The sequence below is a fragment of the Leucobacter chironomi DSM 19883 genome (assembly GCF_000421845.1).
Classification (GTDB): Bacteria; Actinomycetota; Actinomycetes; order Actinomycetales; family Microbacteriaceae; genus Leucobacter; species Leucobacter chironomi.
Map to the genome: position 1 here is coordinate 372,913 of NZ_ATXU01000001.1, position 18,901 is coordinate 391,813.

At 71.7% G+C, this 18,901-nt stretch carries 17 protein-coding genes and 1 pseudogene; 6 read left to right on the top strand and 12 right to left on the bottom strand.

Translation table 11 applies throughout. The annotated features are described in order from the left end of the window. The first annotated feature begins 97 nt into the window (after window positions 1-97). The 6 genes and pseudogenes from H629_RS0101560 (at window position 98) to H629_RS0101585 (ending at window position 6,186) form a co-directional block, all read left to right on the top strand. Window positions 98-835: a tyrosine-protein phosphatase gene (locus H629_RS0101560; protein WP_024355604.1), complete on the top strand. Its 738-nt coding sequence runs from the start codon at window positions 98-100 to the stop codon at window positions 833-835. Next, window positions 832-1,656, top strand: coding sequence for a metallophosphoesterase (locus H629_RS0101565; protein ID WP_024355605.1), 825 nt, complete (start codon window positions 832-834; stop codon window positions 1,654-1,656). The genes H629_RS0101560 and H629_RS0101565 overlap by 4 nt, the downstream gene beginning before the upstream one ends. Beyond that, the gene (locus H629_RS0101570) at window positions 1,646-2,668 is read left to right on the top strand and encodes an ABC transporter substrate-binding protein (RefSeq protein ID WP_024355606.1); all 1,023 of its coding nucleotides are present in this window, start codon (window positions 1,646-1,648) and stop codon (window positions 2,666-2,668) included. The genes H629_RS0101565 and H629_RS0101570 overlap by 11 nt, the downstream gene beginning before the upstream one ends. Continuing rightward, entirely contained in the window at window positions 2,652-4,328 is a 1,677-nt protein-coding gene (locus tag H629_RS0101575; RefSeq protein WP_024355607.1) for an ABC transporter permease, read from the top strand. The genes H629_RS0101570 and H629_RS0101575 overlap by 17 nt, the downstream gene beginning before the upstream one ends. Before the next feature lie 95 nt (window positions 4,329-4,423). Continuing rightward, a pseudogene (locus tag H629_RS0101580) lies at window positions 4,424-5,539 on the top strand (ABC transporter ATP-binding protein); the annotation flags it as partial. After that, window positions 5,536-6,186 carry a histidine phosphatase family protein gene (locus H629_RS0101585; RefSeq protein WP_024355609.1) on the top strand — a complete coding sequence of 217 codons (651 nt, stop codon included), beginning with the start codon at window positions 5,536-5,538 and terminating at the stop codon, window positions 6,184-6,186. The pseudogene H629_RS0101580 and the gene H629_RS0101585, both read left to right, overlap by 4 nt. On the opposite strand, the gene H629_RS0101590 is transcribed toward H629_RS0101585, so the two are convergent. The 12 genes from H629_RS0101590 to folE form a co-directional block, all read right to left on the bottom strand. After that, on the bottom strand, window positions 6,167-7,387 hold the full coding sequence (locus H629_RS0101590; RefSeq protein WP_024355610.1) for a serine hydrolase domain-containing protein: 1,221 nt from the start codon (window positions 7,385-7,387) through the stop codon (window positions 6,167-6,169). The genes H629_RS0101585 and H629_RS0101590 overlap by 20 nt on opposite strands. Before the next feature lie 21 nt (window positions 7,388-7,408). Continuing rightward, window positions 7,409-9,154: a biotin carboxylase gene (locus tag H629_RS0101595; RefSeq protein WP_024355611.1), complete on the bottom strand. Its 1,746-nt coding sequence runs from the start codon at window positions 9,152-9,154 to the stop codon at window positions 7,409-7,411. A gap of 150 nt (window positions 9,155-9,304) precedes the next feature. Beyond that, the gene (cls, locus tag H629_RS0101600; RefSeq protein ID WP_024355612.1) at window positions 9,305-10,786 is read right to left on the bottom strand and encodes a cardiolipin synthase; all 1,482 of its coding nucleotides are present in this window, start codon (window positions 10,784-10,786) and stop codon (window positions 9,305-9,307) included. Window positions 10,787-10,858: 72 nt separating this feature from the next. After that, window positions 10,859-11,038 carry a hypothetical protein gene (locus H629_RS0101605; protein ID WP_024355613.1) on the bottom strand — a complete coding sequence of 60 codons (180 nt, stop codon included), beginning with the start codon at window positions 11,036-11,038 and terminating at the stop codon, window positions 10,859-10,861. Between the two features lie 83 nt (window positions 11,039-11,121). Continuing rightward, window positions 11,122-12,660: a lysine--tRNA ligase gene (gene lysS, locus H629_RS0101610; protein WP_024355614.1), complete on the bottom strand. Its 1,539-nt coding sequence runs from the start codon at window positions 12,658-12,660 to the stop codon at window positions 11,122-11,124. 226 nt (window positions 12,661-12,886) lie between these two features. Then, on the bottom strand, window positions 12,887-13,603 hold the full coding sequence (locus H629_RS0101615; RefSeq protein ID WP_024355615.1) for a DUF2520 domain-containing protein: 717 nt from the start codon (window positions 13,601-13,603) through the stop codon (window positions 12,887-12,889). Beyond that, the gene (locus H629_RS0101620) at window positions 13,600-15,360 is read right to left on the bottom strand and encodes a PH domain-containing protein (RefSeq protein WP_024355616.1); all 1,761 of its coding nucleotides are present in this window, start codon (window positions 15,358-15,360) and stop codon (window positions 13,600-13,602) included. Before H629_RS0101620 ends, H629_RS0101615 begins: the two co-directional genes overlap by 4 nt. After that, window positions 15,357-15,875, bottom strand: coding sequence for a PH domain-containing protein (locus H629_RS0101625; protein ID WP_024355617.1), 519 nt, complete (start codon window positions 15,873-15,875; stop codon window positions 15,357-15,359). The genes H629_RS0101620 and H629_RS0101625 overlap by 4 nt, the downstream gene beginning before the upstream one ends. 56 nt (window positions 15,876-15,931) lie before the next feature. Further along, a complete protein-coding gene (locus H629_RS0101630; RefSeq protein WP_076623850.1) occupies window positions 15,932-16,468 on the bottom strand; it encodes a DUF3180 family protein in 537 nt (178 codons plus the stop codon). Next, entirely contained in the window at window positions 16,440-16,985 is a 546-nt protein-coding gene (gene folK, locus H629_RS0101635; RefSeq protein WP_024355619.1) for a 2-amino-4-hydroxy-6-hydroxymethyldihydropteridine diphosphokinase, read from the bottom strand. Before folK ends, H629_RS0101630 begins: the two co-directional genes overlap by 29 nt. Further along, window positions 16,982-18,295 carry a dihydropteroate synthase gene (folP, locus tag H629_RS15520; protein ID WP_024355620.1) on the bottom strand — a complete coding sequence of 438 codons (1,314 nt, stop codon included), beginning with the start codon at window positions 18,293-18,295 and terminating at the stop codon, window positions 16,982-16,984. The genes folK and folP overlap by 4 nt, the downstream gene beginning before the upstream one ends. Next, the gene (folE, locus tag H629_RS0101645) at window positions 18,295-18,900 is read right to left on the bottom strand and encodes a GTP cyclohydrolase I (protein ID WP_029746445.1); all 606 of its coding nucleotides are present in this window, start codon (window positions 18,898-18,900) and stop codon (window positions 18,295-18,297) included. Before folE ends, folP begins: the two co-directional genes overlap by 1 nt. Between the last annotated feature and the right edge of the window lies 1 nt (window position 18,901).

Genomic DNA, 18,901 nt, shown 5'->3' on the forward strand with positions numbered 1-18,901 from the left:
ATCCTCCGGCCACCCGGCCCCTCGATAGTGGTGATGTAACGCGTTCCAGAAACTCTGGAACAAAGCGGAATCACCGCCGCATCACCCGAGGAGTCCCGTGTTCGAATTCCCGCTCGACGGCAGCTACAACGCCCGCGCCATCGGCGCCGAGCGTGCACCGTGGCTCGTACGCGCAGCCGCGCTCGACGAGCTCACCGCCGACGGCGAGCGCGCCCTGCGCGACCGGGGCGTCGACCTCGTGATCGACCTGCGCGAACCCTCCGAGCGCGGCGCCCGCCGCCACTCCCTCGCCGTGCGCTCACTCCCCCTCTACGGCGAGCGCCCGCCGTCGAGCGGCACGATCGAGTCGGTCTACACCGGCCTCGTGCGGGATCGCGGCCCGCAGCTCGCCGCGGCCGTGATCGCGATCGCCGAGCACCCCGGCACCGCCGTCGTGCACTGCACCGCCGGCAAGGACCGCACCGGCCTCGTCGTCGCACTCGCCAGGCTGGCCGCGGGCGAGCCGCGCCGCGACGTGCTCGACGACTACGCGCGCTCGGGGTCGACGGTGCGCCCGGCCCGCCGCGAACTCGTCGCCCGGCAGCTCGACGCGCTCGACCTCGCCGCGACCGCGCGGGCCGACGCCGAACGGCTGCACCTCGACAGCCCCGCCGAGGCCCTGCTCGCCGCCCTCGACCTCGTCGATCGGCTGGGCGGCGCGCACTCCTACCTGCTGCGGCACGGTGCCCGCACCGAGCACCTCTCCGCACTCGCCCGACGGGCGCCCGCCGCCGCACCCGCTCCGCCCGCCGCTGCACCCGCTCCGCCCGCCGCCGATCCCGAGCCGGTCCGATGAGCTCGGCGACCGGGCGCTTCACCGTACTGCACATCAGCGACGTGCACGCCACCGAGGAGGGGCTGCTCTACGGCACCGTCGACGGCGTCGGCCGTCTCGAACGCGTGGGCGAGTACGCGCGCTCGGTCGGCATGACGCCCGAGGCCGTCGTCATCACGGGCGACCTCGCGCAGCGGGGCCACCCGGGAGCGTATCCCGCCGTCGCGCGCGCCTGCGACCGACTGGCCGAGATCGTGGGCGCCCCCGTCTTCACCGTGCTCGGCAACCACGATGATCCGGCGGCCGCGACCGCGCTGCCCCGCCACCGTCACGGCCACATCGGCGTCGAGCACGTCGAGGGGTACCGCATCGTGCGCCTCGACTCGAGCACCGGGTCGCTCGGCGCCGAACAGCTGGCCTGGCTCGCCGAGACCCTCCGCGAGCCGTCGGAGTCCGGCAGCATCGTCGCGCTGCACCACGCCCCCGTCGAGTCGCCCCTCCCGTCGCTCAGCACGCAGGGCCTCGCGGACGCGCGCGAACTGCTGAGCGTGCTCGAAGGCTCCGACACCCGCGCGATCCTCGCCGGCCACTTCCACCACTCGCTCACGGCCTCGCTCGGCGGCATCCCCGTGTTCGTCGGTCCCTCGCTCGCCTACCACCAGGTGATGGACGCGGGCCCCGACACCGTCGCCGGGCACGACGCGCCCATGTTCTCGCTCGTGCAGTTCACCGCCCTCGGCGTGAGCGCCGCCGCGATCGGCCTGCAGTCGCCGCCACCCATCTTCTCCCGACCCCTCACGCACCGCGCAGTACCCCTAGAGAAAGCAGATCATGTCCCGTAACCGTTCGCTCGGCGCCGTCGCGGCGCTCTCCCTCTCGGCCCTCGCGCTCACCGCCTGCGCGGCACCGGCCGCCGATGCGGCAGACGCTCCTCAGGCCGAGTCCGCGAGCCTCACCCTCTACACCTCGGAGCCGCAGGAGAAGATCGACGCACTCATCGCCGCCTTCACCGAGCAGCACCCCGAGATCGACGTCGAGGTGTTCCGCGCCGGAACCGGCGACCTCACCGCCCGCATCGCCGCCGAGGAGAAGGCCGGCGACATCGGCGCCGACCTGCTGCTCGCCGCCGATGCCCCCACCTTCGAGGACTACGCCGAGCGCGATCTGCTGCTCGAGTACGAGTCGCCCGAGGCCGCGAGCATCAAGCAGGATCTCATCGACCCCGAGCACTTCTACGTGGGCACGCGCCTGCTGCCGACGGTGATCGCGGTCAACACGAACACGATCACCGACGCGCCGACCTCGTGGCACGATCTCACCGACCCCGCCTACGCCGGCAAGATCGCCATGCCCAACCCCGATGTGTCCGGCGCAGCGGCCTACAACGCCGCCGTCTGGCTCGACGAGCCGAAGCTCGGGCTGAGCTGGCTCGAGGGTCTCGCCGCGAACCAGCCGCTGATCGCCGAGAGCAACGGGCCGGTGTCGCAGGCGGTCGCCGAGGGCAGCAGCCCCGTCGGCATCGTCGTCGACTCGCTCGTGCGCGATCTCGCCGCAGCCGGTTCGCCGATCGAGGCGGTCTACCCCGAGGAGGGCGTGCCCTTCGTCTCGCAGCCGGTCGGCATCTTCGCCGACACCGAGCAGCCGGAGGCCGCAAAGCTGCTGGTCGACTTCCTGATCAGCAAGCAGGGCCAGGAGATCGCCGTCACCCAGTCCTACCTGCCGATCCGCGAGGACGTGCAGAGCCCGAAGGGCGCTCCGGAGATCTCGGACATCGTGCTGCTGACCCCCGAGCTGGAGAAGATCCGCGCCACCCAGGCATCCGCGGTCGAGACCTTCAATGGCCTCTTCCAGTAACGTGCTCGTGCCCGCGGGGCCGGTCGTCACCGGCCGGCCCCGCGGGCGCGCCGCGCGCCTCGACGGCCTCGGCGCCGTTCGCGGCGCGTTGTGGATCGCGGTCGGCGCGCTCGTGGTGCTGCCGATCGCGGCCATTGTGGCGATCGCCGCGACGGGCGGCGGCTGGGCTCAGCTCGCCGACCCCGCGGTGCTCGAGGCGACGGTCAACTCGCTCGTTTCGGCCACGCTGTCGGGGGCGCTCGCCGTGGTCGTCGGCACCGCCCTCGCGCTGCTGCTCGAGCGCACCGATCTGCCGGGCCGTCGTGCGCTGCGCCTGCTCGCTCTGAGCCCGCTGCTCATGCCGCCGTTCGTGGGCGCGATCGCGTGGCTGAGTCTGCTCGGGCCGAGCTCGCCCGTCAACACGTGGTGGTCGGCCCGCTTCGGCGCACCGCTCTGGAATCTGTACGGCGGCGACGGCGTCGTCTTCCTGCTCACCGTGCACGGCTTCCCCGTCGCGATGATGATCGTCACCGCGGCGCTGCGGCGCGTGCCGGCCGACCTCGAGCAGGCCGCGCGGATCGCCGGTTCCTCCGCCGGCCGCGCGATGATGGCGGTGACGCTGCCGCTGCTGCGCCCCGCCATGCTGTCATCGTTCACGCTCATCGCCGTCTCGAACCTCGCCGATTTCGGCATCCCCTCGATCATCGGCCTGCCCGAGCGCTATGTCACGCTGTCGACGCTCGTCTACCGCTATCTCCAGTCGGGCACGGTCGAGGATCCGCTCGCGGTGGTCGCGGCGATCGGCTTCGTGCTGCTGGTGATCGCGCTGCTCGGCGCGGTGGTGGATCTGCTCCGCTCGCGCACCCGCGTCGAGCTCGACGGGCAGGCCGCGGCGCCGGACCGGCTGCCGCTCGGCCGGGCGCGCGTGCTTGCGGGGCTCGTCACGGCCGCGATCGTACTCGCGATCACCGTGCTGCCCCTCGTCACGCTGACCGCCCAGTCGCTGCTGCCCGCGCCCGGCGTGCCCTTCACCCTCGAGAACCTCACGCTCGCGAGCTTCGAGCGCGCGCTGACGGCGTCAGGCACGCTCGCCGGCATCGGCAACTCGGTGATGCTCGCCGTCTCCGCGGCCGTGATCTGCGGCCTGCTGGGGCTTGCGATCGGCACGCTCGTCACCCGCACGCGCGCCCGCGACAACGCCGGGCTGCTGGGGCTCGCACTGCTGCCGCAGGCGATCCCGGGCCTCGTGATCGCGGTGGCGTGGCTGGTGATCGCCCCGAGCATCGGGCTCTACAACACGCCGTGGATCATCCTCTGCGCCTACCTCACCTCGTTCCTCGCACTCGTCGTGCAGTCGGTGAGCGCTCCGCTCGCGGCGACCCCGGCCACCGCCGAGGAGGTCGCGCGGGTGGCCGGCGCCTCACGCCTGCGGGCGCTGTGGGACATCTCGTGCCGCATGGCCGTACCCGCCGCCCTGTCGGGGTCGGTGCTCGTCGCGCTCACCGCGGTGCGCGAGCTCACTCTGTCGGTGCTGCTGCTCTCCCCGGGCTCGCAGACCCTGGGCGTCGTCATCTTCAATCTGCAGCAGGCCGGCGCCTACAACGCCTCGTCCGCCCTCTCCCTCATCGTCGCGCTCGTCGGCCTCGCCGGTCTCGGTCTCACGGCGCGCAGCTCCCGTTAGGAACCCCCATGTCTTCGGTCTCCCTCACCTCGGTCAGCCTCGCCTACCCGGGCGGCCATCTCGGCCTCGCCGACGTCGATCTGCGGGTCGGCGACGGCGAGTTCGTGGCGCTCATCGGCCCGTCGGGCTCGGGCAAGACGACACTGCTGCGCACCATTGCGGGATTCGTGCGGCCCACGGCGGGATCGGTGCGGATCGGCGACGCCGTCGTGGCCGACGCCGACCGCTGCGTGGAGCCCGAGCGCCGCGGCCTCGGCATGGTGTTCCAGCAGCACGCGGTCTGGCCGCACTGGAGCGTGGGCCGCAACATCGACTACCCGCTCAGGCGCGCCGGGGTGGCCCGTGCCGAGCGGGCGCGCCGCGTCTCGGAAGCGCTCGAGCTCGTCGGCCTCGCCGGCGCCGAGCGCCGCAACCCGGCGACGCTGTCGGGCGGTCAGCGGCAGCGCGTCGCGATCGCCCGCGCCATCGTCGCGCGCCCGCGCGTACTGCTGCTCGACGAGGCGCTGTCGGCGCTCGACGAGCCGCTGCGCGACCGGCTGCGGCTGGAGCTGCGGCAGCTGACCCGACAGCTGGGGCTCACCGTGCTGCACGTGACCCACGACCGCAGCGAGGCGCTGGCGCTGGCCGACCGCGTCGTGGTGCTCGACGGCGGCCGCATCCAGCAGCAGGGCACCCCGGCCGAGCTGCTGCGGAGCCCCGCCTCGGCGTTCGTGGCGGGCTTCATCGCCGACGCGACCGTCATCGCTGGCGGGCTCGAAGCGGGCGGATTCCGCGCCGACGGACTACCCCTCCACGTCTCGGCCGAGCGGATCGCGGCCGGTCCCGGAGCCGCGCCGCCCGCCGCCGAGGCCGCATCCGGAGCCGCGCCCGGCACCCCCGTCGAGCTGGCGGTGCTGCCCGAGCACGTGCGCGTCGTCCCGGATGCGGACGGGCCCGCCGTCGTGGCCTCCTCGCTCTTCGGCCGTGACGGCGACGACCTCGTCGTCGACTGGAACGGGCTGCGGCTGCGCAGCCGCGCACACGGGGTGCGCTGCGCGGCCGGCACGCGCGTGCGCATCGAGATCGAACGCGCGATCGCCTACGCCGCGCCTCCCGCCGGGCATCGAGCGGCGGGCGCGCAGCCGGCTGGGGCTCGGCAACAGCCGATCCGGGGGCGGCGCGGGTCCGCGTCCGAAGAGACTCAGCCGGTACCGCCTATGGTGAATGCATGACCCCGTCGACCGCGAACGCCATCGCCCTGGTGCGACACGGCGAAACCGACTGGAACCTGGCGCGCCGCATCCAGGGGCGCACCGAGGTGCCGCTCAACACGACGGGGCGCGCCCAGGCGGCCGCTGCAGCAGCCCGCCTGGCCGAGCTCGCTGACGGAGGCGGCGCCCCCTGGCGCGGCCTGCTCAGCTCGCCCCTCGGGCGCGCGATCGAGACGGCCGAGATCATCGCGACAGCGCTCGGGCTCGCGCAGGCCCGCATCGACGCGGCGCTCTGGGAACGCGACTTCGGCCCGGCCGAGGGTCTGCTCGTGAGCGACGCGCACGCGCGCTGGCCCGGGCTCGACATCCCCGGCGCCGAGCCCGGCGAACTGCTCGCCGAACGGGCCGCTGCCGCCATGCTCGGCATCCTCGACCGCGCGCCCGGCACCATCGTGGTCGCGCACGGCGCGCTGCTGCGCGCGGGGCTCGCCCGCCTCGGAGACTCGGCGGTGCCGCGCATCCTGAACGGCGAGATCTGGCTGCTCAGCCGCGATCAGCTCGACGACGCCTCGGTCGACGACGCCTCGGCCCACGGGGCCGCAGCGCACGCCGGGCGCGCGCTGCGCGTCGCCCGAGCACCGGAGACGGCTACGCCTCTCCGCGGTTGAGCGCCCACGAGGCGACCTCGAAAGCGCGCACCGTCCAGAACAGCTTCTCGGCGTCCTGCGGCGTGGGCCAGCTCGACACCTTCACCGCGACGACGCCCGTCACCCGGTTCATGTAGATCATCTGGCCGTGGATGCCGAGAGCCAGCATCACGTCGCCGCTCTCGCCCGGGAACCAGAAGCCGTTGCGGTACATCCCGCCGCGCATGTACGTGGCGTCGTCGGAGCGGGAGAAGGCCTCCCGAGAGTCCGGCCCGCCGGCGAAGGTGTCCTCTACCCACCACTCGGGCAGCACCGCAGCGCCGTCGAGGGCGTAGCCCTGGTTCACGTAGAGGTTGCCGAAGCGCGCGAGATCCCGCATCGCGGCCGAGACGCCGCCGTCGAACATGCCGCCGCCCACGCTGTCGATGCCCACGTGCGCGTCGAACTCGGCGCCCATCGGCTGCCACAGCCGCTCCGACATCACGTCGCCCGCGTGCCGGCCGGCCGCGCCCTGGATCACGAAGCCCAGGGCGTCCGTCTCGCACGACTTGTAGTCGAACGCGCCGCCGTGCGGGCGATCCTGCCCCAGCGTGGCGAGGAAGCCGAGCAGCGAGTCGGGCACCTCCGGGTGCTTCTTCGGAGCCCAGCCGATGGCTTCCTCGAGCAGACGCACCTCGGCGTCCTCGTTGAGGTACTCCTCCGAGAAGCGCACCCCCGTGCGCATGTCGACGAGGTGGCGCACGAGCGCCCCCGCGTACCCGGATCCCGCGAGCTGCGGCACGTAGTCGGTCACCGGGGCGTCGAGGTTCAGCTCGCCGCTCGCCGAGAGCAGCCCCGCGGTCGTCGCGGTGAGCGACTTCGAGACCGACATCAGCAGGTGCATCACCGCCGGCCCGAGGGTGCCCAGGTACTGCTCGCCCACGATCGCACCTCGGTGCGTGATCATCCAGCCGTCGGTGTGGGTCGCCGCCATCACCTCGGTGAAGGTGGCGCTGCGATCCTCCCAGGGGTGCGGCACGGTGAGGGCGCCGAGATCCGCCGGGCGGAGCGCGAACTCGGTGACCCGCACCCCCCGGCGGATCGGATGCACCGGCAGGAACGATTGGATGTTCTGCATCGACCACTGCAGGTAGGGTGCGAACTGCCATTGATCGAGCGGCGGGACGACCTCGATGAAGCCCGTGCTCGGGCCGTTCACGCCGTATCCGGTCTCAGCACTCATCCGTTCAGTATCCCACGCGGCTCACTTGCCCTTGGCGGGGGCCGGCTTCGGAGCGGGCTCCTCCCCCTCGACGACGGTCGTGCGGTACATGCCCCGGATCGCGTCGATGAGGTACTTCGCGTGCAGCGTGAGACCGCCGTGGCTCGCCTCGAGGTGCGCCTTCGTCACCAGGATGCCCAGGTCCGCACCCTTCCAGCGGTAGTCGCCCTCCTGATAGATGCGCAGGTAGAACGCGTCGGACTCGTTGCCGAGCAGGTGCCAGTCGTAGTCGTGGTGCGTGTAGACCAGGTTGCCGTAGTGATCGAGCGAGTAGCGCCCGGTGCGCGGCGCGGCGTCGATGCGCTCGACGGTGTTGCTCGTGTGCTTGATCACCATGTGGCTCCACTCGTCCTCCGAGGCGAGATCTTCCCAGCGCTGGTTGATCTCCTCGACGTCGATCTCGAAGTCGATGCCCGAGTACTCGAGCAGGTGGAACGCGAAGAGCGGCACGTCGGCGTAGGCCCCGGCCGTCACGTTGGTGATCGCGGAAGCGCCGCTGATGCGGGGGTTCAGCTCGCCGAGGTAGACATCGCCCGTGTCGGTGTCGAGCAGCACATCCACCTCGAAGAAGCCGCGGTACCCCTCCTTGCCGAGGCGGTCGCCGAGCTTGCGCACGAGCGCGATCGCCGCGTGGCGGCTCTCGTCGTCGAGCACGGTCGGGAACATCTCGTTGCCGGCCCAGCCGCCGCGGTACGGCGTCAGGTCGGCGTGCCCCGTGATCTCCGTCATGCACGGCCCGACCACCGTGCCCTGCCGGGTCAGCACCGCCTCGATGGCGATCGGACGGTTGTTGATCCGCTTCATCACCTTGATCTCGACGTCGGTGATCTCGTCGGCGATGGCCGCGAACTCGGCCTCGCTCGTCACGAAGTAGGTGGTCTTGCCCGAGTCGCCGTAGGCGGTCTGGATCACGAGATCCTGGCCTAGCCCGGCCCGTTCCGCGACCGTCGCCAGTTCGTCCCAGTCCTGCACCGTGGTGAGCACATTGGGCACGCTCGGCACGCCGACCGAATCGGCGATCTGGGTCGTGACGATCTTCGAGTCGAGACGCTCGCGCAGCTCGCTGCTGGGCAGGATCAGCTCGTAGTCGAGCTCCTCGCAGATGCGCTCGGTCTCCTCGTCGAAGAACACCATCACCACCTGCGGGCGCACGCCGGGAGGCGTGCGGCGCTCGATGTGGGCGCGCACCTCGTGGTGACGGAGCAGCCAGTTGTTGATCTGCTCGCCGCTCTCGAACTCGACGTACGGCTTCTCGGTCGGCGTGAACACCCGCGGGTGGTTGCCGTCCCAGCTGTCGTAGTAGGGGATGAACGAGAACCCTCGTACCCAGCGGTCGAGCCCGAGCAGGTTGAAGGCCGTCGCGCCCACGAAGAACACGGGGGTGTCGCTCGTGCGCAGGTAGTGGCGGATCTCGGAGATGTTCTTGAGCTTCGTGAAGCCGCTGCGTCCGATCGTGACCGGGCCGGTGACGGGGGCCTTCCGGGGCCGCTTGCGCAGTGCGACGGGCTTCTTGGCGGCAGGAGCTTCGGGGGTCGCCGATCCGGCTCCTCCCGCAGCCGCCGTCTTCGCGGCGGTGCGGGGCTTCGCCGCGGCCTTCGGCTTCGCGACCGCTTTCGAGACGGCGGTCTTGGCTGCCGATTTCGCACTCCGGGGCTTCGTCGCCCGAGGTTTCTTCACCGCGGCGACGGCCGCTTCTCCCGCGCCTTCAGCACCTGCGGTGCTCGCCACGGGGGTGTTTTCGGGTAGGGGGGAAGCAGTCTGACGCGCCATTGCGTTTCCTTCCGTCGAATGCGGTAGAGGAATGGTTGCACACGCGCGGCGGAAATCCAAAACGGCGCCGACGGCCCCGGCCGGCACGCCCCGCGCAGCCCCGGCCGACTACTGCAAAGCCGAGGTGAGGCGGGCCAGCCCGTCGAGCAGCTGAGACGGCAGCGACTGCTGCTGCCACTCCTCCAGCGTCAGCTCGCGCGCGTTCTCCCGGTAGTAGGCGTTGACCCCGTCGAGATCCTGCACGAAGGCCGCGCCGTGCACCACCATCGAGATCTCCATGTTCAGCCCGAATGAGCGCTGATCCATGTTCGACGAGCCCACCACGGCCACGTCGTCGTCGATGGTGAAGTGCTTCGAGTGGAGGATGTAGGGTGGCCTGAACATCCAGATCCTCACCCCCGCACGCAGCAGCTCCTCGTAGTACGAGCGCTGCGCGTGGTACACCACGGCCTGATCGCCGATCTCGGAGACGAAGAGCTCGACCTCCACGCCCCGCGAAGTCGCCGCGCGCAGAGCATTCATGATGGAGCCCTCGGGCACGAAGTACGGGCTCGTGATGCTGATGCGCCGGTGAGCCGCGTACAGCAGCGAGACGAACACCTGCAGGTTGTTCTCGGCCCCGTAGCCGGGCCCGCTGGGCACGATCTGGCAGTCGAGCGCGCCAGGCCGTTCGACCTCGATCGGCCCCTCCGCGATGTTCGTGAGGTACTCCCCGGTCTCGATGTACCAATCGCCCTGGAACACCGCTTCGAGACCGAGCACGATCGGCCCTTCGACGCGCACCATCAGGTCTTTCCAGTGCAGCCCGCGGCGCCGGTTCGAGCGCTTGTTGTAGCTGGAGTCGACGAGGTTCTGCGACCCCATGAATCCCACCCGTCCGTCCACCACCAGGAGCTTGCGGTGGTTGCGCAGATCCGGCCGCTGGTACTCACCCCGCCAGGGCCGCACCGGCAGCATGTAGACCCACTCGGCTCCCATCTCGGTGAGGCTCCGCCGGGTGCGCTTCGCACCGGGGTTGCGCACCGCCGACACGTGATCGAGCAGCACGCGCACCTTCACGCCCCGCGCGACCGCGTCCCGCAGCGCGGCGAAGACGTCGTCGGTGGCGCGGTCGTGCACGAGGATGTAGAACTCGACGTGCACGTAGTCGCGCGCCTGGCGGATCGCCTCGGCCATGCGGGCGAGCGACTCCTCGTAGTCGATGCAGAGCGAGGCCGTGTTGCCGAGCAGCATCGGCTGGGCGCCGAGCGAGCGGCCCAGTTTCACGGCGTTGTCGACCCCGGGCGGCAGATCCGACTCGGGGGTGACGAGACCGTTGTCCTCACGGCTCGAGATCTCGGCGACGAACTCGTTGACCGCCTCCTGCATGCGCTCGCGCTTCTTCGGGAGCCGCTTGCTGCCGATGATGAGGAAGAGCAGCAGTCCGGGAACCGGCAGCAGGAAGATCGCGAGCAGCCAGGCCATGCCGGCGGTCGGGCGGCGGTTGCGCGGCACCACGAAGAGGGCGACGATCCTGATGACGATGTCGACGATCAGCGCTGTGAGGGTCCACAGGTACGGCCAATTGAATCCGGACCAGCTCAGATCCATGCCCGACTGCCTCCCCTGAACCCCGATGAGCGAGTCTCACGCGTGTGAGAACACTCTATCGAGGCGCGGGCGTCAGGACTCGTCGCGCAGCGGCAGGCCCGCCTTTGCTCGCTCCTCGTTCTCGATCTGCTGGTAGACCCGGCGCTCCGTGCGATCCGCGCGCAGGATGAGACGCAGTACCATCCAGAAGAAGAGCCCGATGAGCACGGTCGGGATCAGCGACCAGATCGCGTTCATCCACCAGTTATCCATGACCACCAGCGTACCGGCCCTCCCCCGGCGATTCCTGGGACCGCCACGACTGCGCACCGGACGGTGCGCCCGGCCTGCGACGACTACTTGACGAGCGGGAAGAGGATCGTCTCGCGGATCCCGAGCCCCGTCAGCGCCATGAGCAGGCGGTCCATGCCCATGCCCATCCCGCCCGACGGCGGCATGCCGTGCTCGAGAGCGCGCAGGAAGTCCTCATCGACTCCCATCGCCTCGTCGTCGCCGCGCGCGGCCTCGGCCGCCTGCTGCACGAAGCGCTCGCGCTGCACCACCGGATCGACGAGCTCGGAGTAGCCCGTGGCCAGCTCGAAGCCGCGCACGTAGAGATCCCATTTCTCGACCACGCCGGGAATGGAGCGGTGGTGGCGGGTGAGCGGGCTCGTCTCGACCGGGAAGTCCATCACGAAGGTGGGGCGGGTGAGGCCGTCCTTCACGAAGTGCTCCCACAGCTCCTCGACGAGCTTGCCGTGGTTGGGCAGCCGCACCTCGACGCCCTCGGCGTCGGCGATGGCCTGCAGTTCCTCGACGGAGGTCTCGGGGGTGATCTCGCGGCCCGCGGCCTCGGAGAGGGTGCCGTACATCGAGATGCGATCCCAGTCGCCCCCGAGATCGAAGAGCGTGCCGTCGGCCCAGCGCACCACATGACCGCCCGCGCGCTCCGTGCCCTCGTTCACCGCGAGCGCGGCGTTCTGGATGAGCTGCTGCGTGAGGTCGGCGATGCCGTGGTAGTCGGTGTAGGCCTGGTACGACTCGAGCATCGCGAACTCGGGGCTGTGCGTCGAATCGGCACCCTCGTTGCGGAAGTTGCGGTTGATCTCGAACACCCGGTCGAGGCCGCCCACCACCGCGCGCTTGAGGTACAGCTCGGGCGCGATGCGCAGGAAGAGCTCGGTGTCGAAGGCGTTCGAGTGGGTGACGAACGGACGCGCGGACGCGCCGCCGTGCATGGTCTGCAGCATCGGGGTCTCGACCTCGATGAAGCCGCGCTCGGCGAAGGTCTGGCGCAGGCTCGCCATGGTGCGGGCGCGGGTGACCACGTTGCTGCGGGCCTGCTCGCGCTGGATGAGGTCGAGGTAGCGCTGGCGCACCCGCGACTCCTCGTTGAGCTCCGCGTACATGTTGGGCAGCGGGGCGAGGGCCTTCGCGGCAATCCGCCACTCGCGCACCATGATCGACAGCTCGCCGCGACGGCTCGAGACGACCTCGCCGCTCACGAAGAGGTGATCGCCCAGGTCGACGAGCTCCTTGTAGGCGGCGAGCGATTCCTCGCCCACCTCGGCGAGGCTCACCATCGCCTGGATACGGGTGCCGTCGCCGGCCTGGAGCGACGCGAAGCAGAGCTTGCCGGTGTTGCGCTGGAACACGACGCGGCCCGCTACGCCGACGGTCTCGCCCGAGGCGCTGTCGGGGGTCTCCTCCAGGTGGGCCCACTTCGCGCGCACCTCGGGAATCGTCGCGGTGATCGGCACCTCGACCGGGTATGCGCCCCCGCCGAGCTCCGCGCCGTCGTTCAGCCGGTCCCGCTTCTCCAGGCGCACGCGCTTCTGTTCGAAGAGATCCTCTTCGGTCTCGACGGGCGCGGGGGCTGCGGGCTGCTCGCTCATGTGGCGGATCCTCCGTGGTCAGGGCTCGAAGCGCGCCGAACACGGGTGTTCCCGGCGCACCGATCCATCCTACCCGTCCGCTGCGCGCGCCCGGCCCGGTGCAGAGCGGGGCGGGCGGGTGCAGGCGGGTAGGGGCGAGAACGGGCAGGTATGAGCAGGTATGAGTAGAGTTCAGACGCGACGCGGTTCAGCGCAGTCCTGGTGCGGGGCGCGGACGCAGAAAGGCTCAGAGGGCGGGTTCCGAACCGGGCTCAGCCACGGCGTCGCGCAGCTCGTCCTCGATCGAGGCCCGCACGACGCCCCCGACCACGCGGTCGGGCTGCTCGATGCCGAGGCCGCGCAGCGCATCGACGGCCTGCCGCACGACCGCGCGTGAGAACTCGGCGGCCGCGTCGAGCGCCTCCGCGTACGCGGGCCGGTCCCGCTCGCTCACGATCAGGGGTTCGGCCCCCATTTCGACCGCGAGCGCCTGGCCGATGGGCAGCACCGGAGCGGGCGCGGTGACCGCGACCGAGGCCCCGGCGAGCCGCGCGAGATCGAGGCTGGTGCCGGTGAAGACGACGGCGGGGTGCAGCGCGAGCGGAATCACCCCGGCCGCGAGGGCGGGGGCGAACACGCCGTAGCCGTGCTCGGGGGCGGTGTGGATCGCGAGCTGACCGGGCTGCCACGCCCCCGTCGCGGTGAGTCCGCCGACTAGGTCGGGGAGTTCGGATCCCGGGATCGCGAACAGCACGAGTTCGGAGCGGCGCACCACCTCGGCCACCTCGAGGATCGGCACACCGGGCAGCATGGCCTCGGCCCGCTCCCGGCTCTGCTCGCTGATCGCGGAGACGCCGGTGATCGCGTGGCCAGCCCCCGCGAGAGCGCGGGCCAGCACGGGCCCCACCCGCCCGGCGCCGACCAGCCCGACGCCGAGCCGGGATGCCTGCTGGCCCGCGCTCACTCCTGCGGCTCCCGGGGGTGCCGGGGAGCCTCGGGCTCGGGAGCGATCCCCGCCCGCTGCTGCGCCTCCGCGTTCTGCACTCGCAGCACGGTTGCGGCGAGCTCGTCGAAGGTGCGCTGCGCAGCCGCGAGTTCGAGGCCGCGCATCTCCACCCGCACCGGTCCGAGCACCGTGTGCGCCTGCAGCGAGGCCAGGCCCAGGAAGCGGTGCAGCAGCGGTCGGCGCAGCTGCACCGACTGGGCGCGCAGCACCGGCATCACGGCGAAGGAGCGCGTCAGCGCACCGCGTCGGATGCGCAGCGTGGCCTCGGGCCGGTCGGCGTCGGCGATCCGCATGCCCGCCCGCGAGCGACCCCACAGCAGCACTGCCGCGCCGCGCCGCCCCGCGCCGAGGTAGCCGTGCGCCGCACCCGAGAGCCCGTTCCGCAGCCCGGCGATCTCGTGCTCTTCATCGCCCACGCCGGGCAGCAGCGTCTCGATGACCCGCAGCACGTCGGGTTCGCGGCCGACCGGCAGCACCACGTTCTGCATGGCGTTCTGACCGCCCTGCGCGAGGGAGTGCCCGGCGGTGGTGATGCGCACCTTCCACCAGCCGAACCCGCGCCACAGGAGCGGCTGGCGTGCCTCCACGGCGTGGATGCGGCCGAACGGCACCGTCTCGGTGACCGTCGACGTGAGGCCGGCCCCGGTGCGCACTGCGTCGTCGGAGCGCGAGAGGGTGAAGTTGAAGCCCTTGTTGAACTGCCCGAACATGATGCCCGCCATCACGATGAGCAGCGGGATGACGCCCAGGATCAGCGCGGGTTCGAGCACCGCGCCGCCGACCACGACGCCCACGAGGATGACCACCGTGATCACGGCCTCCCAGCTGAGCGCGATGCTGCCGGCCAGACGGGCCACCGGCACCCGCACAAGGGTCTGCGCTGCGAGCGCTGCGGGGTCGACATCGAGGTCGACGAAATCCTGCGCACGGGCCGTCAGCCCGCTGCTCGACGTTTCGTAGACGTAGCCGTCGGGACCGACCGGAGCGGGTGCCGAGATGGTGCCCGGAGTCGCGGCGGCGGGAGCGGCGGCGACTCCGGCCGCTCGCCCAGCAGCACCGCCGCGCTTCGCCGCGGCGAGGCGCAGGATCTGCTCACGCACCGTCTTCGCGTCGCGATGGCTGAGGTAGGCGAGGTCGACTTTGCCGCCCTGACCGCCGGTGAGCACCTCGATCTTCGTGAGGCCGAGCACGCGGGCGGGCAGCGGTCGCTGCAGGTTGACGCTCTGGATCCGGTCGAGCGGGGCGCGCCGGTGCTTGCGGAAGAGCACGCCGCTCTGCTCCTCGACCGCCTCACCGTCGATGCGATAGGTGTGGAAGCGCCAGGCGATCCACGAGAACAGCACGATCAGCAGGATGACCGCGAGGATGCCGCCGAGCACGAGCAGCAGCAGGCCCTCCTCGAGCAGGTACTCGTAGAGATCGACCACGTCGCCCTCCGTCGAGAGGTCGATGTCGACGCCGTCGCGCCCGTTCCAGACCCGGTCGGCGAAGAACAGCTCGACGAAGCGGTCGCGGAAGTTGGCGAGCACGATGCCCGCGATCACGAGGAGCACCAGCCCGCCGCGCAGCAGCGGCGAGAGCGGGTGCAGCCGCCGCCACCCCGCCGCGTCGGCGGTGCCGGGCAGCGCGGCCTCGGCAGGCCCCGCCGCGTCGTCGGACCCGGTGGCGTCGCCGGGGCCGGGCGCCGGAGTCTCGGCGTCGTGCTGCTCGGTCACAGGCCGGACCTCCGGATCTCGGCGAGCTGCACCAGACGGTCGCGCAGCGCCTCGGCGTCTTCGAAACGCAGGCCGGGCAGGTTGACGCCCGTCGCAGCCGAAGCGGTGACGAACTTCAGAGTGGCGAGACCCAGCGAGCGCAGCAGCGGGCCGCGCGTGACGTCGACCATCTGCAAGCGGCCGTACGGCACGGCGATGACCCGCTCGAACATGATGCCGCGACGGAACAGCAGGTCGTCTTCGCGCAGGATGTAGCCGATGGCCTTCACCCGTCGGAACGCCAGCAGCGAGTTGACGAGCAGCACCACGAACAGCGCGCTCAGCCCGATGATCACCGGCAGCGGCGTCTCATCGCGCACCACGGCGAGCAGCACTACCAGCACGACCAGCACCACGGCGTCGAACAGCAGGTTGAGCACCAGGTCCGCCACGGCGTACTTCGGGGAGACTCGCTGCCACTCGACCTCGCCGTTCGGCCACTGCGGTTCGCTGCTGATGCGCTGTTCGTCGTTCACGTCCCCCAGTGTAGAGGCCGCCTCCGACGCGGACGGGGCGTATCGAACCCGGCGCGTCAGCGTCTGCGGAACGCCGCCTGATCGGCGGGACCGGCATCCGGAGCGGGATCCGCATCCTCGGCCTCGGCATCGTCGTCGCTCGGCGGCACCCGGCAGCAGTGCTCCGCGAACAGGGCGCAGCCGGTGAGCACCGCCCCCGCGATCAGGGTGAGCAGCATCGGCAGCCAGGTCGCCGTCGGCGCCGGCACGCTGCGCCCGAGCAGCGAGAGCGCCAGGCCGCCCCCGAACCCGCCGAGCAGAGCCCCCACGATCTGAGCAGCCCTGGATGCGACCAGCAGCCGCACCGCCTGGAACGGATTCACCGCACCGGCGCCCTTCTTCAGCGCGCGACGCAGCCTGAGCGCGAACACGAGCAGCACCGCGGCCACCAGCACCAGGGTCAACGGCAGCGAGAGCGGCGGCACCAGCGGTGCGTGACCGCGGTTCGACAGCACGAACTGCGCGAGCAGGCCGGCGGCCGCCCCCACGGCGGCCGCAGCGGCCAGGGCTGCCGGGCTGCTGCGCTCACCCCGCGGCACGGGAACCCGCAGCATCGTCGTCGGCGTCCGGCTCGACGAACGGCCGAGTCGTGTCGCCCATCCGGGCCAGCAGATCGGAGACCCGGCCGTGGCCCATGAGCACCGCCCCGGGGTCGAGGTCGAGCCAGGGCGCGAGCACGAAGTCGCGCTCGTGGGCGCGCGGGTGGGGCACCGCGAGGCGCTCGTCGGAGATCACGCGTCCGCCGTAGAGAATGAGGTCGATATCGAGGGTGCGGTCGCCCCAGCGCTCGTCGCGCACCCTGCCGTGCGCCGCTTCGATGCGCTGCATGAGGTCGAGCAGCTCGTGCGGCGGCACTGCGGTCTCGGCGATCGCCACGCCGTTGAGGTAGCGCGGGGCGTCCGGATCCGGTCCGTGCACCGTGAGCGCGATGGTCTCGCGCAGCGGCGAGGCCCGCAGCTCGCGGATGCCCGGGGCCTGCGCGAGCTGCCGCTGGGCCGCGCGGATCGTCTCGCCGCGGTCGCCGAGGTTGGCGCCGAAGGCGAAGAGCACGGGAACGATCTGGGCGATCACGGCCGCACCACCGTCACTGCCACGTCGGCGAAGGCCGCCGCGATCGGCGCGTCGGGCTTGTGCACCGTCACGGTCGCGCGGCGCACCCCGGCGAAGCCCAGGGCGACGCCCGCCACCCGCTCGGCGACGGTCTCGATCAGATCGACAGGGTCGCGCTCGACGGCGGCGGCTATAGCCTCGGCGAGCTCGCCGTAGTGCACCGTGCGTTCGAGCGCGTCGCCGGAGGCCGCCGCGCGCAGGTCGACCGAGACCTCGGCGTCGATGATGAAGCGCTGGCCGTTCTGCCGTTCGAAGTCGAACACTCCGTGGTGCGCGAACACTTCGAGCCCCGTCAGCACGATCCGGTCTTCCGAACCTGCCCCACCCGTAGACATGGAATCTGCCGTCGATATGCCGGTTCTCGGCGGATCAGCCATATCTTGGGCAGATCCCATATCTACGGCAGGCCGGGTTTCGGGAGCAGGCCGGGTTTCGGGAGCAGGCCGGGTTTCGGCCCCGGCCGCCTGCCAGGCCTCGGCCACCGCAAGGGCCTGCGCACTGCCCGCCACGTCGTGCACGCGGACGCCCCAGGCGGAACCCGCTACGAGTGCCGTCACGACCGAGGTGGCGAGGTCGCGGGCGGCCGGATCGGCTTCGATACCGACCCCGGCGAGCGCTTCTGCGATCATGCGCTTGCGCGAGGCTCCCACGAGCACGGGGTAACCGAGCTCGGTCAGCCTGTCGAGGTGCGCGAGCAGGCGCCAGCACTGCTCGCCGGTCTTGTCGAAGCCGAGACCGGGATCGAGCACGATGAGCCCACGGTCGACGCCCGCCGCGATCGCGGCCCGTGCGCGCTCGGCGAGGGCATCTCTCACCTCGGCGACCACGTCGGCGTAGTCGGAGCGCTGGTGCGCGGGGTCGGGGACGCCGCGCCAGTGGCCGATGATGAAGCGTGCGCCGTGCTCGGATGCGGCCCGGGCCGCGACGTCGAGCATGGCGGGGTCGTGGGTTCCCCCGGAGACGTCGTTGATGCTGCGCGCTCCGGCCGCCACGGCCGCCCTGGCCGTCTCGGCGTGGATCGTGTCGATCGAGGTCTCGATGCCCTCGGCGGCGAGGGCGCGGATCACCGGCAGCACCCGGCGCTGCTCCTCCTCCACCGGGACCGGCGTCGCGCCGGGCCTGGTCGATTCGCCGCCGACGTCGACGATGCGCGCCCCCTGAGCGACGAGCTCGCGGCCGCGCGCGATCGCAGCCTCGGCAGCGGTGAAGCGTCCGCCGTCGCTGAAGGAGTCGGGGGTGACGTTGAGCACTCCCATCACGAGAGTGCTCATCACGCGGCTCCCCCGTCGGCGAGGGCACGCGCGCTCGCACCTCCGATGAAAGCCATGACCTCGCCCCGCGCCTCCGGCGAGGAAAGCGTGCCGCTCGACGCGACGGTCACGGTGACGGCCCCGGCCTGGCGCACGCCGCGGTCGGCGACGCAGCCGTGGCTCGCTTCGAGCACCACGAGCACCCCTTCCGGGGCGAGCCCGGCGTCGAGCGCGTCGACGATCTGCTGGCCGAGGCGCTCCTGCACCTGCGGCCGGGCGGCGAGCGTGTCGACCACCTTGGGCAGCGCGCTGAGCCCGACGATGCGGCGCCCGGGTCGGTACGCGATGTGCGCGACCCCGCGGAACGGGAGCAGGTGGTGCTCGCAGACCGAGCGCAGCTCGATGTCGCGCAGCATCACCAGCTCGCCGGTGTCGTCACCGACCGGAACCGCGTCGGCGAGGTGCCGCACCGGGTCATCGCCCACCCCGGCGAAGAACTCCGCGTAGGCGTCGGCGACGCGCGCGGGGGTGCTCGCGAGCTCGGCGCTGTCGGGATCGGACCCGATCGCGCTCAGCAGCTCGCGCACCGCCGCGGCGATGCGTGCACGGTCCACCGGCTCGGCCATG